This window comes from Novosphingobium mathurense, from assembly GCF_900168325.1.
GTDB lineage: Bacteria > Pseudomonadota > Alphaproteobacteria > Sphingomonadales > Sphingomonadaceae > Novosphingobium > Novosphingobium mathurense.
Genome location: NZ_FVZE01000006.1, coordinates 80,506 through 101,370 on the forward strand (window position 1 = coordinate 80,506; position 20,865 = coordinate 101,370).

Below are 20,865 nucleotides of genomic sequence, written 5' to 3' on the forward strand. Positions count from 1 at the left end.
GCGAACCGGCAATGGCGCCTGGAGCGGGTGAAGGGAATCGAACCCTCGTCGTAAGCTTGGGAAGCTTCTGCTCTACCATTGAGCTACACCCGCGTTTCGACGAATTGGCTCGTCTGGCGCGCGCCGGGAAATCCTTTGGACTTCCACTGGGGCGGCGGGCCTAGTGCCATGGGTCTGGCCGGGTCGTCAACGGATCTCTTGCAGGTTGCTTCAACTTGGGCCGGTCATCGTTTCGGGACGCACGATGCGGTCGAAGTCTTCGGCGGAGACGGCCCCGCCTTCCACGGCGGCCTCGCGCAGGGTCTTGCCGCTTTCCTGCGCGCTCTTGGCGATCTTCGCAGCGGCTTCGTAGCCGATCTGCGGGGCCAGTGCGGTGACCAGCATGAGCGAGCGTTCGACGCCCGCGGCGATGTTGTCCTCGCGCGGTTCGAGCCCGTCGAGGAGGTGTTCGCGGAAGCTCTGCGCGGCATCGGCAAGCAGGGTGATCGACTGCAGGGCGTTGTAGGCCATGACCGGGCGATAGACGTTGAGTTCGAACTGCCCCTGGCTGTCTGCGAAAGTCAGGGTCGCGTGATTGCCGAAAACCTGGCTGCAGACCTGGGTCATCGCTTCGCACTGGGTCGGATTGACCTTCCCCGGCATGATCGAGGAACCCGGCTCGTTGGCGGGCAGGGCCAGCTCGCCCAGTCCCGCGCGCGGGCCGGATCCGAGGAAGCGGATGTCGTTGGCGATCTTGTAGAGCGAGGCTGCCAGCGTGTTGAGCGCGCCATGGGTGAAGATCAGTGCATCCTGCGCGGCGAGCGCCTCGAACTTGTTGGGCGCGGTGACGAGGGGCAGCCCGGTCGCCTCCGCGAGTTCGGCGGCGATGGCCTCGGCAAAACCCACCGGAGCGTTGATCCCGGTGCCGACTGCGGTCCCGCCCTGGGCGATGCGGCAGATGCCCGGAAGCGTCGTTTCGATCCGTTCGATCCCCGCGCGCACTTGCGCGGCATAGCCGGAGAACTCCTGCCCGAGCGTGAGGGGCGTCGCGTCCTGTGTATGGGTGCGCCCGATCTTCACGATCCGCGCCCATTGCGCGGCCTTGGCTTCCAGCACTTCGGCCATGGCGGTGAGCTGCGGCAGCAGCCTTGCGGTCAGCGCGTGTGCTGCGGCGATGTGGATGGCGGTGGGGAATGTGTCGTTCGACGACTGGCTGCGGTTGACGTGGTCGTTGGGATGGACCGGCTTCTGGTCGCCCGGCTCGCCGCCGAGCAACTGGTTGGCGCGGTTGGCGATCACCTCGTTGACGTTCATGTTGCTCTGCGTCCCCGAACCGGTCTGCCAGACGACCAGCGGGAAGTGATCGTCGAGCTTGCCCGCGATCACTTCGTCGGCGGCCGTGACGATCGCCTCGGTCAGATGCGGGTCGAGCTTGCCGAGGCGCCGATTCACGCGGGCGGCGGCGCGCTTGATCTGGGCGATGGCGTGCACGATCGCGAGAGGCATGCGCTCTCCCCCGATCCGGAAGTTCTCGAAGGAACGCTGGGTCTGCGCCCCCCACAGGCGGTCTGCGGGCACGGCGATCTCGCCCATGGTGTCGCGTTCGATGCGGGTATCTGTCATGTCGGCTCCGTTGAAGGCTGGCAGCGCTTCCCTCGGCACTCCACATGGGGATGGTGCCGGCAGTTTCATCATTTCCACTTATTCGAACATCTTGGACGATTTTATTCCGGTTATCCGTAGGGGCGGATGGGCATATATGAACGGTCGACCGGGCGGCCCCCGCTGCCCGCCGGAGACATACGATGATCGAACTGCGTCCTTTCGAAAGCCTTGGCGGTGCCAATCACGGTTGGCTCTATGCCAAGCATCACTTCTCCTTCGCCGGCTACCATGATCCGGCGCGGGTGCACTGGGGCAACCTGCGCGTCTGGAACGACGACACGATCGCGCCGGGCACCGGCTTCCCGCCGCACCCGCATGCCGACATGGAGATCATCACTTACGTTCGCGAAGGCGCGATCACCCACGAGGACAGCCTGGGCAACAAGGGCCGCACCGAGGCCGGCGACGTCCAGGTGATGAGCGCGGGCACCGGCATTCGCCATTCGGAATACAACCTGGAGGATGTGACCACGAAGATCTTCCAGATCTGGATCATCCCCACCCGCAGCGGCGATGCGCCGAGCTGGGGCGCGCGGCCCTTTCCCAAGGGCGAGCGTTCGGGCCGGTTCGTCACCCTGGCCTCGGGCTATGACGGCGATGGCGATGCCCTGCCGATCCGCACCGATGCGAGGGTCGTGGCGGCAACGCTCAAGGCCGGCGAGACGGCCGAGTACCCGCTTGGCCGCGACCGCAAGGCCTATCTTGTTCCCGCGACCGGCCAGGTCCGTGTAGAAGGAGGCGAGAGTGACGGAGTCGAAGCGCGCGAACGCGATGGCGTTGCCGTGAACGATGTCGAGGTCCTGCGCGTTACGGCGCTGGACGACAGCGAGATCGTCCTGGTCGACGCGGCCTGAAACCGATGAGAGAGGCGGGCGTGCATGGCGCGCCCGCCGATCCCCGCAGTTCCTGAGGAGAGTGCCCATGTCCATCCGTTCCACTGACGTCGAAGGCGTCGATTCCGTCATCCTTCCGCCGGTTCGCGACCTTGGCGACGGCTTCAAGGTCCGCCGCGCGCTGCCTTCCGCCCACCGCCGCATGGTCGGCCCGTTCATCTTCTTCGATCAGATGGGACCGGCCGCCTTCGACAGTGGCGAGGGCCTCGACGTGCGCCCTCACCCGCATATCGGCCTCGCGACCGTGACCTACCTGCTGGAAGGCGAGATCCTGCACCGCGATTCGCTGGGATCGCTGCAGCCGATCCGTCCCGGCGAGGTCAACTGGATGACCGCGGGCAGCGGCATCGTCCACTCCGAGCGCACCTCCGATGCGGTCCGCGCCAGCGGCGGCAAGCTGTTCGGCCTGCAGACCTGGGTCGCTCTCCCGCTCGACCGCGAGGAAGTCGATCCCGATTTCGCGCACTACAAGGCGGACCAGATCCCGGTGACCGAGGATGGAGGCACCCGGCTGACCCTCGTCGCCGGCACTTCGGACGGGCTGGTCTCTCCGGTGAAGACATTCTCGGACATGGTCTATGCGGACATCGTCATGGCCGAAGGCGCGCGCTACCAGGTCAAGGCCGAGCATATAGAACGGGCGGTCTACGTCGTGTCCGGCGAGGTCGAGGTGATCGGGCAGACGGGTTCCTTTACCACTGGCGAACTCGTGATCTTCCAGCCGGGCGCGGAAGTCGTGCTCAAGGCCAGGGGCGCGGCGCGGCTGATGCTGCTGGGCGGCGAGCCGTTCCCCGAAGGGCGAAATATCTTCTGGAACTTCGTGTCCTCCTCGCGCGACCGGATCGAGCAGGCCAAGGAAGACTGGAAGGCGCAGCGCTTTGCCCCCGTCCCGGGCGAAACCGAATTCATCCCTCTTCCGGCCTGACCGCCGCACACCGCAAGGGAGCATTGCACATGGCACATGGAACTGCCCGCATCGGCCGCGATCGCTATCATACCGAGATCGAAGTGAGCGGCCACGCTCTCGTGGCGGACGAAGGAGCCGGGCTTGGCGGCGCCAACTCCGGACCGGCGCCCTACGACTACATCCTGGCCGGGCTCGGTGCCTGCACCGCGATCACGCTGCGCATGTATGCGGACCGCAAGGAATGGCCGCTCGAATCCGCCGATGTCGACCTGCGGCTGGTGGGCGGCAAGGAGGGGGCGCATATCGAGCGTACCCTGACGCTGACCGGCGCGCTGGATCAGGAACAGCGTGCGCGGCTTGCAGACATCGCGGAGCGCACGCCCGTGACGCTCACGCTCAAGAACGGTATCGGCATCACGACCACGCTGGCCTGACCGGCGGCGCGCTGAGGAGCAGATCATGGCTGCAAGGGCATTCGATTTTACCGGAGCCAATGGACATCGCCTGTCGGGCCGCCTCGATGTGCCCGAAGGCCGGGCGCGGGCCTGGGCGATCTTCGCGCATTGCTTCACTTGCGGGAAGGACAACCTGGCCGCAGTGCGGGTCGGCCGAGCACTCGCGGCGCAGGGCATCGGCGTGCTGCGCTTCGACTTTGCCGGCCTCGGCGCCAGCGAAGGCGAATTCGCGGCTTCGAAGTTCAGCGCCGACGTGGCCGACCTGATCGCCGCCGCCGAAGTGATGACGGGCGAGGGCATGGCGCCTTCGCTGCTGATCGGTCACAGCATGGGCGGCGCGGCGGCGATTGCCGCTGCGGGCGAGATCGCCTCGGTGCGTGCCGTGGCGACGATCGGTGCGCCGTTTTCGCTGCAGGTGGCGATGCACCATTTCGGCGACGAGGCGCTCTCCGCGCTGGAGCGTGACGGGGAAACAGATGTCCACCTGGCCGGGCGTCCGTTCCGCGTGGGCAAGGCGATGGTCGAGGAACTGCGCGCAACCGACCTCGGCGCAGCGCTCAAGGCCCTGCGCAAGCCGCTGCTGATCATGCACGCTCCGCTGGACGATACGGTGCCGCTGGCGCAGGCGACCAGGATCTTCACTGCGGCGCTGCATCCCAAGAGCTTCGTGACGCTGGACGATGCCGACCACCTGCTGACGCGCAAGGGCGATGCGGATTATGTCGCCGGCGTCGTGATGGCCTGGGCGGCGCGCTATCTGGACCTGCTGCAAGCGGTTCCGGCACCGCGTCCCAGCGAGGACGTGCTGGCCGAGGAGACCGGCGCGGGCAAGTTCCAGCTTGCGATTTCGGCGGGCGGAGCGCGCTTCCTGGCCGACGAGCCGCGCAATGTCGGCGGACTCGGCTCGGGTCCTTCACCTTATGATCTGCTGTCTTCGGCGCTGGCGGCGTGCACGACGATGACGCTGCGCCTCTATGCCGACCACAAGGGGCTGCCGGTCACGCGCATCCGTACGGCTGTCGGCCATCGCCGTGAGACCGGGCAGGCGCAGCCCGATGTCTTCACCCGCCGCATCGCCATCGAGGGCGAGATCGACGCCGATCAGCGCCAGCGCCTGCTGGAAATGGCCGAGCGCTGCCCGGTACATCGCACGCTCGAGAAGGGCGCGCGCTTCGACACGGTGATCGGTGAGCCGCCCGCGGCGGCCGAACCGGAATCGGCCCATGCGGCCGACATGCAGGTGGCGGTGGACGCCCGGGACTGATGCCCGGGCGTTCCGTTCAATCGGCTTCGGTCAGTCGAGCAGTTCGCGGCGCAGCTTGGCGAAGTCCGCGTCGGTCAGCCCGACTTCCTGCTTCAGGTAGCCTTCGGTACCGCCGTACTGCCGGTCCAGATAGGTGAAGAACTGGGCGAGGTGCGAGGCCCCGCTCGGCGTGTAGAGCGGCTGTACGACGTGCCGCTGCTTCTCGTCACCGGACATGTACATCGCGACGATGGGGTTGTTCGGATAGTCCTTCGGATCGACCTTGGGCATCTCGAATTGCGGGCGGCGCAGCGCGGTCGAGAGGTGATAGTCCTTGAGGATCGTCTCGCGGTCGACGCCCAGCAGGTCGTAGATCAGCGCGGTGGCGATCCCCGTGCGGTCCTGCCCGGCCGAGCAGTGGTAGATCACCGCGCCCTCGTCTGCCAGCAGGCGGCGGAACAGCGCCCGGAACTGGGGCACGAGCATCTTCTCCATGCCCTTGTAGGTGTTCTCGCCATCGCCGGCACCATAGGCCGCCAGCAATGGCTTGAGCGAATAGTCGTTGGCAAGGAACAGGGCGCCGGTGCGATCGTCGACCAAGTCGGGTGCGACTTCGCGTTCCTCGAGGGAGCGCAGGTCGACGACGCTGTCGATGTGCAACTGGTCGATCAGGGCATAGTCGGCATCCGAAAGCAGGGGCATGGCGCCCGAGCGGAACGCCTTGCCCCAACGGACCTGATGGCCGTCCTTCGTGACGTAACCGCCGATATCGCGGAAATTGCTGCCTTGCTGCAGCGGCAGCACGCGCTCGGCAACGACGGTCGAATGTCCGCCTTCGCCAAGGAGGATGACGTAGCGATGCTCGTCGGCGGGGATCGCCAGCTTGACCTTGCGGTCCTTGCCGGTGGCGGTGACGCGCCGGTCGCCATCGTCGACGGTCGTGTCCGCGCTGATCCAGACCGAGACCGGGGCCACATCTCCCCGATCAAGCTCGACGGTCTGCGCATCGAGACGGGTGAGGGTCGCCATCTCCCGCGCCGACGCGGGAGAGGATGCCAGCACGGCAATCGTGGCAATAAGGGCGGTGCAGGTGGTGTAACGCATGAGGATGTGTTTCCCGATCAGAAGCCGAAGCGTACGCCGAAGAGGTAGCGCGAACCGATGCGCTCGACTTCGGTCGGCATTGCCTGGGTGCCGGCATAGGCGATGTACGTTTCGTTGGTGAGGTTGGCGAGGTCCGCGAAAACCGTGAAGTTCTCGTTCACCGCATAACGCAGCGAGACGTCGAGGTTCTCGTAGCCCTTGCGGTGTTCGCCGCTGCCCATGCCGCCCAGCGTGTCCAGCCAGTCCGAACGCCACTGGTAGCTGACGCGGCCCGAGAAGCCGTACTTTTCATAGAACAGAGAAGCGTTGGCGATCTTCTTGGACATGCCCTGGAAAGGGATTGCCTTCTGCGTCGGGGTGTCGAAGTCGCCGTCGAGCAGGGTCAGGTTGCCCTGGAAGCCGAAGCCGTCAAAGGGCGCAGGCAGGAAGTCGAACTGCTTTTGCGCGTTGAACTCGACACCGTAAAGCTTGCCATGCTTGCCGTTGAAGGTGCCCTTGAGCAGGTAGTTCGAACGGTCGGTCCCGCCGAAGCTGTAGAAGTCGGAGCCGACCGGCTGCTTGCTGGAGTACAGCACATTGTCGACCCAGCGGGAGAAACCTGCAACCGAGAGCAGGCCATTGCCCGGCAGGTAGTATTCGACGCTGGCGTCGAGGCCCCAGGTGTATTCGGGCTTGAGCAGCGGGTTGCCGCCGGAGATTTCGCCGGGCGAAGTCGTATCGTTGATCGAGGCGCCGACGCGGATCGCGCCGTAGGCCGGGCGCGATATGCCGCGCTGGCCGGCAAGGCGCAGGACCAGGTCGTTGGTGGCTTCGTACTTGAGGTTGAGGCTCGGGAAGAAGTCGGTGCGGTTCTTGTGGAAGGTGAGCGGCGTATAGGCGCCGTTCGAGAGGACCGAGCCTGAATTGTCGAGCACGTAGTTCTCTACCCGCAGGCCGGCAATCGCGGTCAGCGCACCGGTTTCCAGCTTGGCCGAGACATAGCCCGCTAGCGTCTTTTCACGCTGGGCGTAGCGGTCGCTGGCCGGAATGTCCTTGGCCGGATCGTAGAGACCGGCGGCCTCGAGCTTGCCGAGCAGGCTGTCGATGTCACGGCGCATGGCGACGTTGTCGACGTAGTTGAAGTTCAGGCCGAGCGGAAAGTCGGTGTCCCAGGCCTTGTCGGTGACGTAGCTGTTCACGTCGAAGGGCTGGCCGACTACCGAACCGAGCGCGCCGATCGCCGCGATGTTGGAGAACGAGAAGTTGTTGCCCGCGATGTCGCGGTCGGCAAAGAGCCCGCCCGCCGCAAGCGTGAGCGCGCCCATTTCCTTGGCGACGTCGACCTTGGCGGTATAGCTGTCCGAGACGGTCTTTTGCCGCGCGGCGATCATGTAGGCGCGTCCGGTCGAGAGGCTCGCCTGGTTGAATGCACCGCCGGTCAGCGAGACGATCGGGAAGTTCGGATTGCTGTTGTCGTACGTGAACGAGAGGTTGTTCGCGCCGGTTGTCGAGGACTGGACCAGCGGCAGGTAGCTGCTGTTGTCGGTGCGGGTGTAGTTGAGCTTCACTGCGGCGGTGAAGCCGTCGAAGTCGTCGTACTCGCCGCCGATCGTGCCGATGTAGTTGCGGTTGCGATATTCGCCGTAGTTGAAGCTGCCGCGCATCGGCACGCCGGTCAGGTCGCCCGAGGCCTGCGTGCGGGTGCCCGAGGCAGCCTTTTCGAGTTGCAGCTCGTACTGGTTACGCTGCTCGTCGTCGTTGAACTCGGAGAAGATTGCCTTGGCGTAGATGCGCTGGCCGGCTTCCGGGCTGTACTCGACGGCGCCGAACAGGCCGTTGTTCCAGCGTTCGAGCTCGTACTGGCGGATGTCGAACTCGGTCGGGCCCTTGGCATCATAGGCACCCACTTCGCGGTTGTCGGTAAGCTGCTTGCGGCGATAGTGCGAACCGCCCAGCACGAAGCCGAAAGTATCGTTGGACCAAGACAGGCGCAGCGAGCCCTGACGCTGTTCGCCCCCGCCCAGGCCCATGAACCCGTAGCCGAGATCGCCCGACACATGCAGGCCGCGCTGCTCCATCGGCGAGTAAGTCCGCAAGTCGATCGTCGAGACGATGGCATCGGCCTGCATGTCCGAGGTCAGCGACTTGTTGACCACCATTTCAGAGAGCATCACCGCCGGGATCGCGTCGAAGCGATAGGCGCGGGTGTCACCGCCTTCGTCGACGCCGACCATCGGGATGCCGTCGATCGAGACGGAGGTCCAGCGGTTGGGCGCGCCGCGCACCTGGATGTAGCGCTCCTGTCCCTGGTCGCGCTGCACCGCGACGGCGGGCAGGCGGGCCAGCGCGGCTGCGGCGTTCTGGTCGGGGAAGCGACCCACGGCGTCGGCCGCGGCGATGTCGGAGAGGTTGTCGGCCTTGCGCTTGGCTTCGACCGAGGCCTGCTGCGAGGCGAGGATGGTGCCGGTGACGATGATGGTGTTGCCGATTTCGCCGCCCGGGATCATGTCGTCCTGCGGCGCCACCCCTGCTTCGGCAGCGGCAAGGTCGGCCGCGCCGGATTCCGCCGCCTGGGCCACGCCGGCCAGGGACACGGCGATGGCAAGCGCGCTGGCAAGGCCCGCCGCGCGGTACGAAAGGTATTTCATCTGGTGGATTTCCCCTGAAGTGATCTGTCTTCGGGGCGGCGCCTAGGAGGGGTTTGTTACAGGGGGTGAAAAGTTCAGGGACAGTTCGGTTTCAGAATTATATTATAATTATGACAAACGCCGATCGCGTGGAGGCCTTTTTACCCATCATTATCGTGATTTATCAGTATTTTAATGTCACGAAACCGGCTCGGTGCCGAGGCGGAAGCGTGCGGCCTTCGCGTTAAATTGATGTCTACTGCAAAAATGTGATGCCCATCGCCGAATGGCGCGGAACAGGTTGAAAGCCTGCCGCGTCCGGCGCAGTATCGCGCCCTTCATGCAGCAGTCCACGACACTCCTAACCATCGATACGCCCGGCCGGGGTCTTACCGAAATCACGCATGCCGTGGCCGACTGGCTCGGCGGGCACGACGTGGGAGAGGGCCTGCTGACACTGCTGTGCCGCCACACTTCGGCCTCGCTGCTGATCCAGGAGAATGCCGCGCGCGAAGTGCGCCGCGACTTGCTCGACTGGCTGGAGCGGCTGGCGCCGGAAGGCGATCACTATGCCCATGACGATGAAGGGCCGGACGACATGCCCGCGCACTTGCGCGCGACGCTGACCGGCGTGAACCTGTCGATCCCGGTGATCGGGGGGAGGATGGCGCTGGGCACGTGGCAGGGCATCTACCTTGCCGAGCACCGCCGCATGCCGCATCGCCGGCAGGTGGCGATCCACCTTCTGGGACAATAGCCGAATGGAGCCGACACCCATGGCCAGCGATGCATCACCCGAAGCCGCACAGGGCGGAGATCTTGTGCGTCGGCATCGGCTCTCGACGCGCATCTGGCACTGGATCAATGCCGTCACCCTGCTCGTGATGCTGATGAGCGGGCTGATGATCTTCAACGCCCACCCGCGCCTCTACTGGGGCGAATACGGGGCGAACTTCGATCGGCCCTGGCTCAAGATCGGCACCCTGCAGAACACGAGGACCGGAGAATACAGCGGTTTCCTGCAAGTCGGCGACGAACGGATCGACACCACCGGCGTGCTTGGCCTGTGGCAGGACAGCAATGGCCGCCAGCAACGCTATGCCTTTCCGTCCTGGGCGACGATCCCTTCGCGCTACAGCCTCGCCGGTGCGCGCATCTGGCACCTTGCCTTCGCCTGGGTGCTGGCGCTGGGACTGCTGGCCTATCTGGTCCGGTCGCTGGTCAACGGGCACTTGCGGCGCGACATCCACATCACCCGCCGGGAATGGAGCCCACGCCACTTGTGGCATGATGTGAATCAGCACGCGCGGCTGCGGTTCCCGAAGGGCGCGGCGGCGCTGCGCTACAATGCCCTGCAAAAGCTCGCCTATGCCGGGGTCCTGTTCGTGCTGTTGCCGCTGATGATCGTCACCGGCCTTGCCATGTCGCCGGGCACCGACGCCTGGGCACCGATCGTCACCGAACTGTTCGGGGGGCGGCAATCGGCGCGTTCGGTCCATTTCATCTGCGCCTTCCTGCTTGTGGTTTTCTTCGTCGTCCACATGGTCATGGTCGTGCTGGCCGGGCCCATCAACGAAGTCCGTTCGATGATTACCGGCAAGTACCGGCTGCCGAAGGAGAAGGGCCAATGAGCCGCAAGCTGATCCTCTCGCGCCGCACGCTGATCCGCACCGGCGTGGTCGGCACCGGCGGCCTGCTCCTGTCGGGCTGCGACAAGCTGTTCGAGAATCCGACCTTCCGCTCCGTACTGGAAAGCGGCGAGGACCTGCACAAGGCCAGCCAGCGGGCGTTGGGTCGCAATGCCCTGGCGCGCGAGTTTTCCGTTGGCGACATGTCGCCGGTCTTCCGTGCCAACGGCAGCCGCGAAGGCGCGGGCGGGGAATACCGGCAGCATCTGGCGCAGGGCTTTGCGAACTGGTCGCTCAAGGTCGACGGGCTTGTCGAGCGGCCGCTGGCGATCCCGCTGACCGCACTCAGGCAATTGCCGCAGCGCAAGCAGATCACGCGGCACGACTGCGTCGAGGGGTGGAGCGCGATCGGCCAGTGGCAGGGGCCGCGCCTTGCCCATGTCCTCGATCTCGCGCGGCTGAAGCCGCAGGCGCAGTATATCGTCTTCCACTGCGCGGACCTCTATCGCGGGCGGCCCTATTACGAATCCATCGACCTTGTCGATGCGTTCCATCCCCAGACGATCCTGGCCTGGCAGATGAACGGCAAGCCGCTGGAGCAGCAGCACGGTGCCCCGCTGCGCCTGCGCGTCGAAAGGCAGCTCGGCTACAAGCACGCCAAGTTCGTCACCCGCATAGAGGCGCGTGCGTCGCTGGAAGGACTCTACGGCGGCAAGGGCGGCTATTGGGAGGACCAGGGCGCCTATGCCTGGTATGCCGGAATTTGACGCCTTGGCCCGTGACGAATTGAGGCATGGGCCTATCCGTGCGTCTTCCCAAGCAGAGACCCCTTGAGGCCGCAGGCCCCCCGGGGATGACTTCACCCGTTCACAGGAATGGCCCCCAGCAGTGATTTCCGCTCTCGACCTGTTTCGCATCGGCCTTGGCCCATCGAGTTCCCACACCGTCGGGCCGATGCGCATTGCGACCGCGTTCCTCCTAGACCTGCGCGAGCGCGGCCGATTGAGCGAGGTGGCGCGGGTGCGCATCGGCTTGCAGGGATCGCTGGCGCTGACCGGGCAAGGGCACGGCACACCCGATGCGTGCATCATCGGCCTGTGCGGCTTTCGCCCGGAGACCGTCGATCCCGAGGCAGCCTATGCAGCCGTCGCCGCCGTGCGCGAAACGGGCCGGGTATCCCTGCTGGGCGAGCACGAGATCGGCTTCGCCCCGCAGACGGACCTCGTGCTCGACTTCGCCTGCATGCCCGACCTGCATCCCAACGGGATGGTGCTCTGCGCCTACGATGCGGCCGGTGCGAAGATCGCCGAAGAGGATTTCTACTCGACCGGCGGCGGGTTCTTTTCCAGCCGCGCGCAGCTTGAGCAGACGGCGCGCAACGACGAGCTGATTTTCGGCCCGCCGGTGCGCCTGCCTTTCGGCTCCGGAGCGCAGCTGCTGGAAATCTGCGCACGTGAGAACATGGCGATCTGCGAGGTCGTGCTGGCGAACGAGGCGGCCTGGCGTCCGGAAGATGAGACGATGGCGGGCCTCGATGCAATCGCCCAGGCGATGAACGCCTGCATCGATCGCGGCCTGTCGCGCGAGGGGCAGTTGCCCGGCGAACTCAAGGTCCGCCGCCGCGCCCGCTCGATCCACCAGAACCTGATTGCGCGCCCGCAGGACAACCAGGCCGAAACGCTGATGGACTGGCTCAACCTCTATGCCATGGCGGTGAACGAGGAGAACGCCTCGGGCGGCCGGGTCGTCACCGCGCCCACCAATGGTGCGGCAGGCATCATCCCCGCGCTGCTGCGCCAGTACTGCAGCGAGGGCAGCAGCGCGGTGGCCGTCAAGGCGCGCCGCTACCTGCTGACGGCTGCCGGGATCGGCATGCTCTACAAGCAGCGCGCCTCGATTTCGGGCGCGGAGATGGGCTGTCAGGGCGAGGTCGGCGTTGCCTGCTCGATGGCGGCCGCAGGGCTTGCGGCGGTCTGGGGCGGCACGCCCGAACAGGTCACCGCTGCGGCAGAGATCGGCATGGAACACAACCTTGGCCTCACCTGCGATCCGGTCGGCGGGCTCGTCCAGATCCCGTGCATCGAGCGCAATGCCATTGCCGCGGTCAAGGCGGTCAATGCCGCCAAGCTCGCGCTGCACGCAGGCGAAACGCCGCGCGTCTCGCTCGACCAGGTGATCGAAACGATGCGCCAGACCGGCGTCGACATGTCGAGCAAATACAAGGAGACGAGCCAGGGCGGGCTCGCCATCAACGTCGTGGCCTGTTGATCGCGCCGGACTGGACCCCTTGTCCGTTTCGGATAGGACCTTTCCCATCGCGCAACTTTAGTTCACGATCCCGCAATTGAGCCCGTCGATCTGCAGAACGGGGCAAAGACGTCGCAAGGCGGCAAACAGGGGAAAGCCAGCGAATGACGATCTTGAATATGGGGGCGGCTGCGGTTCAGCAGGATACCGGCCTGATCGACCGCATTACCAACATCTCGGACTTCATCTGGGGCGGCACCTGGGACGGCGCTGTCGTCCTGCCTTTCCCGCCGATGGTCATCGTTCTGCTGGGCGTCGGCCTCTACATGATGATCGGCCTGCGCTTCTATCCGTTGCGCAAGCTGGGCAATGCCTTCGCGGGGCTTTTCCGCGGGCGCAAGGGCGCCGGATCGGGTGAAATCAGCCCGTTCGCCGCGCTTTCGACCGCGCTGTCCGGACAGGTCGGCACCGGCAACATGGCCGGCGTCGCCACTGCCCTTGCCCTGGGCGGCCCGGGCGCGATCTTCTGGATGTGGGTTACCGCACTGATCGGCATGGCGCTGGCCTTTGCCGAAGGTTCGCTGGCGATCCGGTTTCGCGAGAAGTCGCTGGAGGGCTACTGGCGCGGCGGCCCGATGACCTACATCGTGCGCGGGCTTGGCCCGAAGTGGACCTGGCTTGCGGTCATCTTCTGTATCGGCACGCTGATCTCGACGATCATCACCGGCAACGCGATCCAGGCCAATGCAGTGGCCGATGGCATGAACGAACTGTTCGGCATCGACGAATGGCTCGGCGGCCTGATCGCCGCGATCGCCGTCTTCGTCGTCATCATCGGCGGCATCAAGTCGATCGGCGCCGTGGCAGAGAAGATCGTGCCGTTCATGGCCGGCACCTACATTCTCATGGCCCTCATCGCGATCCTGCTGGACATCAAGGACATCCCTGAAACGTTCGGGCGCATTTTCGGCGGTGCCTTTTCGGGTCAGTCGGCGGTCGGCGGTTTCGTCGGTGCCGGGATCATGCTCGCCCTGCGCGCCGGCGTCGCGCGCGGCCTGTTCTCCAACGAGGCCGGGCAGGGCACCACCCCGATGGCCCACGCCGTCGCCCAGACCGACGACCCGGAAGTGCAGGGCCGCATGGCGATGATGGGCACTTTCATCGACACCATCGTCATCTGCACCATGACCGCGCTGGTGATCCTCACCGTCGAAGGCAACTTCACCGGCGGCGGACATGCGGTGAAGCACGCCTGGCAATCGGACCTGACCGGCTTCGCGATGACTTCAGGGGCCTTTGCCGCCGCTTTCCCGGTACAGGTCGGGGGGCTTGCGATCGGCAGCATCATTGCCTCGCTGGCGCTGATCCTCTTCGTCTTCTCGACCCTGCTGACTTTCAGCTACTACGGCGAGCGCGCGATCACCTTCCTTTACGACAAGGTGCCGGGCGCCAGTGCGCGGGGCGAGAAAATCCTGCACTACATCTGGCGCGTGCTGTGGTGTCTCGCCGTGTTCATCGGCGCGAGCCAGCCGCTTCAGCTCGTCTGGCGCCTGGGCGACATCGCCAATGCGACGATGGCCGTGCCCAACCTGATCGCGCTGGCGGCGCTGTCGGGCGTGGTGTTCAAGCTCGCCCGGGGCGACAGGAACGCCGGCCGCGATCACCACGTCGCAATGCGCGAAGAATAACGGGGAGGCCGCCCTGCGCGCGTTCGGCGCGATCAGCCGACCAGACGCAGGGCGGTTTCCGTCTCGCGCACCGCGCGGGGCTGGTCGGGCCAGATGCCGCGGGTATCGTAGACCAGCTTGTTCGCCCGTTCGGCCAACGGCACGACGCGGAAGACGTCGTGGTCGACCAGAACGATCAGGATGTCGCAGGCTTCCAGCGCATCGTCGATGTCGATCTGGCGCACCCCGGTGTCGGTAAACTCGATCGGCAATTCGGCGGCATAGGGCTCGACGATGTGGATGCGTTCCCCGAACCTGCGGGCAAGGCGGCTGGCGACGAAACGCGCCGGACTTTCGCGGAAGTCGTCGATGTTGGCCTTGAAGGCAAGGCCGAGGCAGGCGACTTTCGCACCCGGATGCGCTTCCACCAGTGCTTCGGCCTTGGCGATCACGTGGTGCATCTTGCCGTCGTTGACGCCGCGCGCGGTGCGGATCAGCGGAGTCTCCTCCGGAGCACCGTGGACGATGAACCAGGGGTCGACGGCGATGCAGTGGCCGCCCACGCCGGGACCGGGTGACAGGATGTTGACGCGCGGATGCCGGTTGGCGAGGCGGATCACTTCCCACACGTCGAGGCCCATGCGGTCGGCGACGATGGACAGTTCGTTGGCGAAGGCGATGTTGACGTCGCGATAGGCGTTCTCGACCAGTTTGGTCATCTCCGCCGAGCGCGCATCGGTGGTGACGCATTCGCCGCGCACGAAGCGCTTGTAGAAGGCCAGCGCCTTGCGCGCGCAGCGCGGGGTGATGCCGCCGATCGAGCGGTCGTTGTTGGTCAGCTCTTCCAGAATGCGGCCGGGCAGTACGCGCTCCGGGCAGTAGGAAATCGAGATGTCGGGGATCTCGCCGGTCAGGCCGGGAATCTTCAGGTCAGGGCGCATCTCGGCGATCAGGTCGCGCAGTCGCTCGGTGGTGCCGACCGGCGAAGTCGATTCCAGGATGATGACGTCACCCTGCTTGAGCACCGGGGCGATCGTGCGGCCGGCGGACAGGACATAGGAAATGTCGGGCGCGTGATCCTTGTCGAAAGGCGTGGGCACGGCGATGACGAAGACGTCCGCGGGCGCCACTTCGGTCGAGGCGGAAAGCAGCCCGCGCGAGACGACACCGTGGACGAGACCGTCGAGATCGACTTCCTCGATGTGGATTTCGCCGCGGTTGATCGTGTCGACGACCTTCTGCGAAACGTCGAGGCCCAGGACGCGGCATCCGGCGCGGGCGATCACGGCGGCGGTGGGAAGTCCGATATAGCCCAGTCCGACGACGCAGACGTCAGGCTTCTTGTCCGATTTCATTCGCTAGCAGCTCCACGATTCGGCGCGCGGATTGCCCGTCCCCAAAAGGATTGTGGGCGCGCGCCATGGCCTCGTAAGCCACGGTATCGTCGAGCAAGGTTGATATTTCGGTAACGATCGTCTCGGCCGAAGTTCCGACGAGTTTCGCGGTTCCAGCCTCCACGCCCTCGGGGCGTTCGGTAGTCTCGCGCATGACCAGGACGGGCTTGCCCAGCGCCGGGGCTTCCTCCTGCACGCCGCCGCTGTCGGTCAGCATGATCTCGGCGATATTGAGCAGGCGCGCGAAGTGCGGGTAGTCGAGCGGCTCGATCAGGGCGACGTTGTCCAGCCCGGAGAGACGCTCGTTCATCACCCGCCGTACGTTGGGATTGAGGTGGACAGGGAAGATCACCGCCGTATCCGGACGCTCGGCGATGCGGCGGATGGCCGTCGCGATCTGCTCCATGCCTTCGCCGAAATTCTCGCGCCGGTGGCTGGTGACGCCGATGATGCGCTTGCCGGCGAACCTCGCTTCGAGGTCTGCCAGCCCGGCGGCAAGGTGCGGCTGGGCCTCGATCCGCGCGCTCACCCAGTGCAGGGCATCGATCACCGTGTTGCCCGTGACATGGACGCGCGCGGGATCGACGTTTTCCTTTGCCAGCGCCGTGGCCGAGGTTTCGGTCGGCGCGAAGTGCAGTCTGGCCATGGCCCCGATGATCTTGCGGTTCACCTCCTCGGGCCAGGGGTGATAGATGTTGTTGGAGCGCAGTCCCGCCTCGACATGATCGACCGGCACCTTGCGGTAATAGGCGGCGAGCGCGCCCGACATCGCCGTCGCGGTGTCTCCCTGCACGATCACGCGGTCCGGCTTCACCTGGTCCATGACCTTGCCGATGCCGGTCAGCAGGCTTGCGGTCAGCGCGTCGAGCGTCTGGTCGGGCTGCATCACGTCGAGATCGTGGTCGGGCACGATCCGCGCGATGTCCAGCACCTGGTCCAGCATCTGCCGGTGCTGCGCCGAGACGCAGACGACGCATTCGAAGCGCGGATCGGCCTTCAGCGCATGGATGACGGGGAAGAGCTTGATCGCTTCGGGACGCGTGCCGAAGATAACGAGAATGCGGGTAGGCTGGGTCATCGCGCTCCGGACTATCACCGTGTGGTTAATCATCGTCTAAAGCCGCAAGCGGCGGCGCTGCCGCGAGGCGGCCATGCCGGCCATTGTGCGACTTGACGGCCGCCGCCGCCATGGGGGCTTTCAGGGGTGACCGGATTTTAATGTCTTTTCGAGCACTTGGCGCGAAATGATACGTGCAAACGTGAGATTGAGGGTATATGATCCCAATCAGACGCTGAAGATAAAGTATTGATCGGACTTGCTGTGGGCGGGTCCTGTAAACGATACTTCTCGTTGTCTTTGGCGCGGGAGAGGTGCCTACAGTTTTTGGATAACGATAAAGAAACGGCAGCCCGATTAAGCTGCCGTTCAAGGTGTTAAGAGCCTAATGTATACACAGGCCCTTCGGGTCGCAATTGAAGTAGATCATAGGGCGCCGATTCGATCCAGTCGTAATGAAGGCGCCGTAAACTATCGCCGTTTTCCATGGGGTTATAGCCGAAGTCGGCGCAGCGCCTGCCTCAAGAGGCTGTCTGGCGCGCGATGGGTAATGCCCATGCTGCATATCGCTCCGCGGGGGCGTGCGGGCTGCTTCGGGTCGCTTCGGTTGTCTGCGCTTCTTCGTGGCTTCGCCTCGGTGGACAAATTTGCGTCGCCACTTGCCCCGAGGGCGGCCTTGGGGAATCAACCGGTCATGGCAATTCTGAGCGACAAGTGGATCCGCCAGCAGGCGCAGGAAAACGGCATGATCGAGCCTTTCGTCGAGGCGCAGCGCCGCGACGGATGCATTTCCTATGGCCTGTCCTCCTATGGCTACGATGCGCGCGTCGCGCCGGAGTTCAAGATCTTCACCAATGTCGATTCGGCCGTGGTCGACCCCAAGGACTTCGCCGCGAATTCCTTCGTCGATCGCGAAACCGACGTCTGCGTGATCCCGCCCAATTCCTTCGCGCTGGCGCGCACGGTGGAGTATTTCCGCGTGCCCAAGGACGTCCTCGTCATTTGCCTGGGCAAGTCCACGTATGCGCGTTGCGGCATCATCGTGAACGTCACGCCGCTGGAGCCGGGCTGGGAAGGGCACGTCACCCTTGAATTCTCGAACACGACGCCGCTGCCCGCCAAGATCTATGCGAACGAAGGCGCCTGCCAGTTCCTGTTCCTGAAGGGCAACGAGCCCTGCGAAACGAGCTATGCCGACCGTGCCGGCAAGTACATGGGCCAGCGCGGCGTGACCCTTCCGCGCCTGTAAGGCGCGCGCCCCGAATTCCAGTCCGAATGCAGGCCGTTTCAGATCGGGCCGGCGCGCAATAGTGTCTGGCTCTTTCGCGATTCGCCTTTCGCAACGCGTCTGACGCCCTTCCGACAATAAATTTTTTCGCAGTGCAGCGCAGGTTCCTGCCGGGGCTTCGCCTGGTCCCGCAGACGCCAGTGTTTGCGGGGCCTTGCGGTACATCTGCCGATGCTTTTTTATCCTAACTATCTAATTCGAATTATGAAGGATATGGCCGAGGGATGCAGGTCTGGCTGTTGCAAAAATTCCACGAAAAACTATGTGAAGGCGTCCAAAGCGTGAGAGCGAGGATAACCAAGCACTAGAATGTGCTTTGGAGGGTGAAGTAATTTTCGAAGAAAGTTTGAGCAAACCCGGCCACCGGGACGATCCGGAGGGCCCCAAACGAACGACCGGCGATGACCGCCTGGTGCTGAGATGTCCGCAGGCCGAAGACGGGCCCGCGATCTCGGCGCTGATTGCCGCATCGCCGCCGCTCGATACCAATTCCGCTTACTGCAACCTCCTGCAGTGCAGCGACTTCGCCGATACCTGCGTCGTCGCTGAAAGGGATGGCCAGATCGTCGGATGGATTTCCGGCTACCGGCCCCCTTCTCATCCCGAGCGAATCTTCGTCTGGCAGGTTGCCGTCGACGCTTCGGCGCGCGGCCTGGGTCTGGGCGGGCGCATGCTCGATGAACTGATTGCGCGCCCCGCCGTGAAGGGGGCGACCACGCTCACGACGACCGTGACCGAAACCAACGACGCTTCATGGGGCCTCTTCAGGGCCTTCGCGCGCCGCCATGGCGCCGAGCTGACCAAACAACCGCGCTTCGAGCGCGAGGCGCACTTCGCAGGTGCGCATGACACGGAATGGCAGGCGAGCATTTCGCCGCTGCCGTCCGCCCAATTCAACTGAACAGGGAAACACCTGAGATGATGACGACTCCCAAGCCGAGCGCCAAATCGCCCGACACCGCCATTTACGACCGCCGTGAATCCGGAGTGCGCAGCTACTCCCGTTCCATGCCGCGGCAGTTCAACCGCGCGCAGGGCGTATGGATGCATGACAGCGAGGGCGGACGCTATCTCGACTTCCTGTCGGGCTGCTCCTCGCTCAACTACGGACACAACCACCCGGTGCTCAAGCAGGCGCTCATGGACTACATCGCCAGCGACGGGGTGACCCATGCGCTGGACCTGCACACCGATGCCAAGTCCGACTTTCTCAAGACCTTCGAGGACGTGATCCTGCGTCCACGCGGCCTGGACTATCGCGCCATGTTTACCGGTCCGACCGGCACGAACGCCGTCGAGGCAGCGATCAAGCTGGCCCGCAAGGTGACGGGTCGTGAAATGGTGATCGCCTTCACCAACGGCTTTCATGGCATGACCCTGGGCGCACTGGCCTGCACCGGCAATGCCGGCAAGCGCGGCGGCGCCGGCGTTCCGCTCAACCACGTCAGCCATGAGCCGTTCGACGGCTACTTCGGCGGCGACGTCGATACTGCGGACCTGCTCGAGCAGCGCCTTGCCGACCCGTCGAGCGGCCTCGATGCCCCGGCGGCATTCCTGGTCGAAACCGTCCAGGGCGAAGGCGGCCTCAACGCCGCGCGTCCGGAATGGCTGCGCAAGATCGCAGCGCTCGCCAAGAAGCACGGCGCGCTGATGATCGTCGACGACATCCAGGCGGGCTGCGGCCGCACCGGCGGATTCTTCAGCTTCGAGGACATGGGCTTCACCCCCGACGTGGTCACCCTGGCGAAGTCGCTCTCGGGCATGGGCCTGCCCTTTGCGCTGACCCTGTTCCGCCCCGAACTCGACGTGTGGAACCCGGGCGAGCACAACGGCACCTTCCGCGGCAACAACCATGCTTTCGTCACCGCGACGGCGGCATTGCGCGAATTCTGGGCCGATCCGTCCTTTGCCGACGACATTGCCCGCCGCGGTGGCATTCTCGAGCAGCGGTTGGAACGCATTGCGCGTCGCCACGGCCTTTCGACCCGCGGTCGCGGCATGATGCGCGGCATCAACGTCGGCAGCGGCGGGGTAGCCGACAAGATTACCGGGGCCTGCTTCGATGAGGGCCTGATCATCGAGACCAGCGGCGCCTACGACGAGATCGTCAAGGTGCTTGCCCCGCTCGTCATCGACGACGCGACGCTGAATGCCGGCCTCGACATTCTCGAGGAGGCAATCGCCGAGGCGATCGCCCCTGTCGACGACGCGGACACGCGTACCGAACGCAAGCTCAACGTCGCGGCCTGAGGGGCGGCGGCCCCTCGTGGCCGACCTTCACGACGCGGCTTCACACGTAAATACCAAGGAAAACCACATGATCGTTCGCAAGCTCAAGGACATTCGCAAGAGCGACAAGCACGTCAAGTCGGAAGGCTGGACCAGCGACCGCCTGCTGCTGAAGGATGACGGCATGGGCTTCTCGTTCCACGTCACGACCCTGTTCGCCGGTGCGGAACTCCACATGCATTACCAGAACCACCTGGAAGCCGTGCTGATCCTCAAGGGTAACGGCACGATAGAGGATCTGGGTACCGGCGAGACCCACGAGCTGAAGCCCGGCGTGATGTATGCGCTCAACAACAACGACAAGCACATCGTGCGTCCCGAGACCGAGATCCTGTGCGCCTGCGTGTTCAACCCGCCCGTCACCGGCCGCGAGGTCCATGACGAAAACGGTGCCTATCCCGCCGATGTCGACGCAGAGCGCGAACCCGCGCTTTCGGACTGAA

The 20,865-nt window shown here is 65.0% G+C and carries 18 protein-coding genes and 1 tRNA gene; 13 read left to right on the top strand and 6 right to left on the bottom strand.

Annotation, left to right across the window (positions count from 1 at the left end):
• Window positions 1-19 precede the first annotated feature (19 nt).
• Window positions 20-93 (bottom strand) — tRNA-Gly (locus B5483_RS16815).
• A gap of 117 nt (window positions 94-210) precedes the next feature.
• On the bottom strand, window positions 211-1,602 hold the full coding sequence (gene fumC / locus B5483_RS16820; protein ID WP_079731361.1) for a class II fumarate hydratase: 1,392 nt from the start codon (window positions 1,600-1,602) through the stop codon (window positions 211-213).
• Between the two features lie 182 nt (window positions 1,603-1,784).
• Here fumC and B5483_RS16825 point away from each other — a divergent pair, with 182 nt between their 5' ends.
• From B5483_RS16825 to B5483_RS16840, 4 genes are all read left to right on the top strand, one after another.
• Window positions 1,785-2,498 carry a pirin family protein gene (locus B5483_RS16825; RefSeq protein ID WP_054947120.1) on the top strand — a complete coding sequence of 238 codons (714 nt, stop codon included), beginning with the start codon at window positions 1,785-1,787 and terminating at the stop codon, window positions 2,496-2,498.
• Between the two features lie 67 nt (window positions 2,499-2,565).
• On the top strand, window positions 2,566-3,462 hold the full coding sequence (locus tag B5483_RS16830) for a pirin family protein (protein WP_079731238.1): 897 nt from the start codon (window positions 2,566-2,568) through the stop codon (window positions 3,460-3,462).
• Between the two features lie 29 nt (window positions 3,463-3,491).
• On the top strand, window positions 3,492-3,878 hold the full coding sequence (locus tag B5483_RS16835) for an OsmC family protein (protein WP_079731239.1): 387 nt from the start codon (window positions 3,492-3,494) through the stop codon (window positions 3,876-3,878).
• 25 nt (window positions 3,879-3,903) lie between these two features.
• A complete protein-coding gene (locus B5483_RS16840) occupies window positions 3,904-5,163 on the top strand; it encodes a bifunctional alpha/beta hydrolase/OsmC family protein (protein ID WP_079731240.1) in 1,260 nt (419 codons plus the stop codon).
• Between the two features lie 30 nt (window positions 5,164-5,193).
• Here the strand turns inward: B5483_RS16840 and B5483_RS16845 are convergent, their stop codons facing one another.
• Both B5483_RS16845 and B5483_RS16850 read right to left on the bottom strand, forming a co-directional pair.
• Window positions 5,194-6,246 (bottom strand): tyrosine-protein phosphatase, encoded by a 1,053-nt coding sequence (locus B5483_RS16845; protein WP_079731241.1) that lies wholly within the window; start codon window positions 6,244-6,246, stop codon window positions 5,194-5,196.
• A 17-nt stretch (window positions 6,247-6,263) separates the two neighbouring features.
• The gene (locus B5483_RS16850; RefSeq protein WP_054947115.1) at window positions 6,264-8,873 is read right to left on the bottom strand and encodes a TonB-dependent receptor; all 2,610 of its coding nucleotides are present in this window, start codon (window positions 8,871-8,873) and stop codon (window positions 6,264-6,266) included.
• A gap of 319 nt (window positions 8,874-9,192) precedes the next feature.
• Between B5483_RS16850 and B5483_RS16855 the strand changes: the two genes are divergently transcribed.
• The 5 genes from B5483_RS16855 (at window position 9,193) to B5483_RS16875 (ending at window position 14,415) form a co-directional block, all read left to right on the top strand.
• Window positions 9,193-9,609, top strand: coding sequence for a secondary thiamine-phosphate synthase enzyme YjbQ (locus B5483_RS16855; RefSeq protein ID WP_079731362.1), 417 nt, complete (start codon window positions 9,193-9,195; stop codon window positions 9,607-9,609).
• Between the two features lie 19 nt (window positions 9,610-9,628).
• Window positions 9,629-10,483: a cytochrome b/b6 domain-containing protein gene (locus B5483_RS16860; protein ID WP_079731242.1), complete on the top strand. Its 855-nt coding sequence runs from the start codon at window positions 9,629-9,631 to the stop codon at window positions 10,481-10,483.
• A complete protein-coding gene (locus B5483_RS16865) occupies window positions 10,480-11,247 on the top strand; it encodes a molybdopterin-dependent oxidoreductase (RefSeq protein ID WP_054947113.1) in 768 nt (255 codons plus the stop codon). Before B5483_RS16860 ends, B5483_RS16865 begins: the two co-directional genes overlap by 4 nt.
• Before the next feature lie 121 nt (window positions 11,248-11,368).
• Window positions 11,369-12,748, top strand: coding sequence for an L-serine ammonia-lyase (locus B5483_RS16870; RefSeq protein WP_079731243.1), 1,380 nt, complete (start codon window positions 11,369-11,371; stop codon window positions 12,746-12,748).
• A gap of 158 nt (window positions 12,749-12,906) precedes the next feature.
• The gene (locus B5483_RS16875; protein ID WP_054947158.1) at window positions 12,907-14,415 is read left to right on the top strand and encodes an amino acid carrier protein; all 1,509 of its coding nucleotides are present in this window, start codon (window positions 12,907-12,909) and stop codon (window positions 14,413-14,415) included.
• A gap of 32 nt (window positions 14,416-14,447) precedes the next feature.
• Here B5483_RS16875 and wecC read toward each other — a convergent pair whose 3' ends face one another.
• Window positions 14,448-15,749: a UDP-N-acetyl-D-mannosamine dehydrogenase gene (gene wecC / locus B5483_RS16880; RefSeq protein ID WP_054947111.1), complete on the bottom strand. Its 1,302-nt coding sequence runs from the start codon at window positions 15,747-15,749 to the stop codon at window positions 14,448-14,450.
• Window positions 15,727-16,866: a non-hydrolyzing UDP-N-acetylglucosamine 2-epimerase gene (gene wecB, locus B5483_RS16885; protein ID WP_079731363.1), complete on the bottom strand. Its 1,140-nt coding sequence runs from the start codon at window positions 16,864-16,866 to the stop codon at window positions 15,727-15,729. The genes wecC and wecB overlap by 23 nt, the downstream gene beginning before the upstream one ends.
• Window positions 16,867-17,539: 673 nt before the next feature.
• Between wecB and dcd the strand changes: the two genes are divergently transcribed.
• From dcd to B5483_RS16905, 4 genes are all read left to right on the top strand, one after another.
• Window positions 17,540-18,094, top strand: a complete 555-nt coding sequence (gene dcd / locus B5483_RS16890) for a dCTP deaminase (protein ID WP_054947110.1) — start codon at window positions 17,540-17,542, stop codon at window positions 18,092-18,094.
• Between the two features lie 451 nt (window positions 18,095-18,545).
• Window positions 18,546-19,034: a diaminobutyrate acetyltransferase gene (gene ectA, locus B5483_RS16895; RefSeq protein WP_054947156.1), complete on the top strand. Its 489-nt coding sequence runs from the start codon at window positions 18,546-18,548 to the stop codon at window positions 19,032-19,034.
• 17 nt (window positions 19,035-19,051) lie between these two features.
• Window positions 19,052-20,383 carry a diaminobutyrate--2-oxoglutarate transaminase gene (gene ectB, locus B5483_RS16900; protein ID WP_079731244.1) on the top strand — a complete coding sequence of 444 codons (1,332 nt, stop codon included), beginning with the start codon at window positions 19,052-19,054 and terminating at the stop codon, window positions 20,381-20,383.
• Window positions 20,384-20,450: 67 nt separating this feature from the next.
• Window positions 20,451-20,864: an ectoine synthase gene (locus tag B5483_RS16905; RefSeq protein WP_054947155.1), complete on the top strand. Its 414-nt coding sequence runs from the start codon at window positions 20,451-20,453 to the stop codon at window positions 20,862-20,864.
• Window position 20,865: the final 1 nt, after the last annotated feature.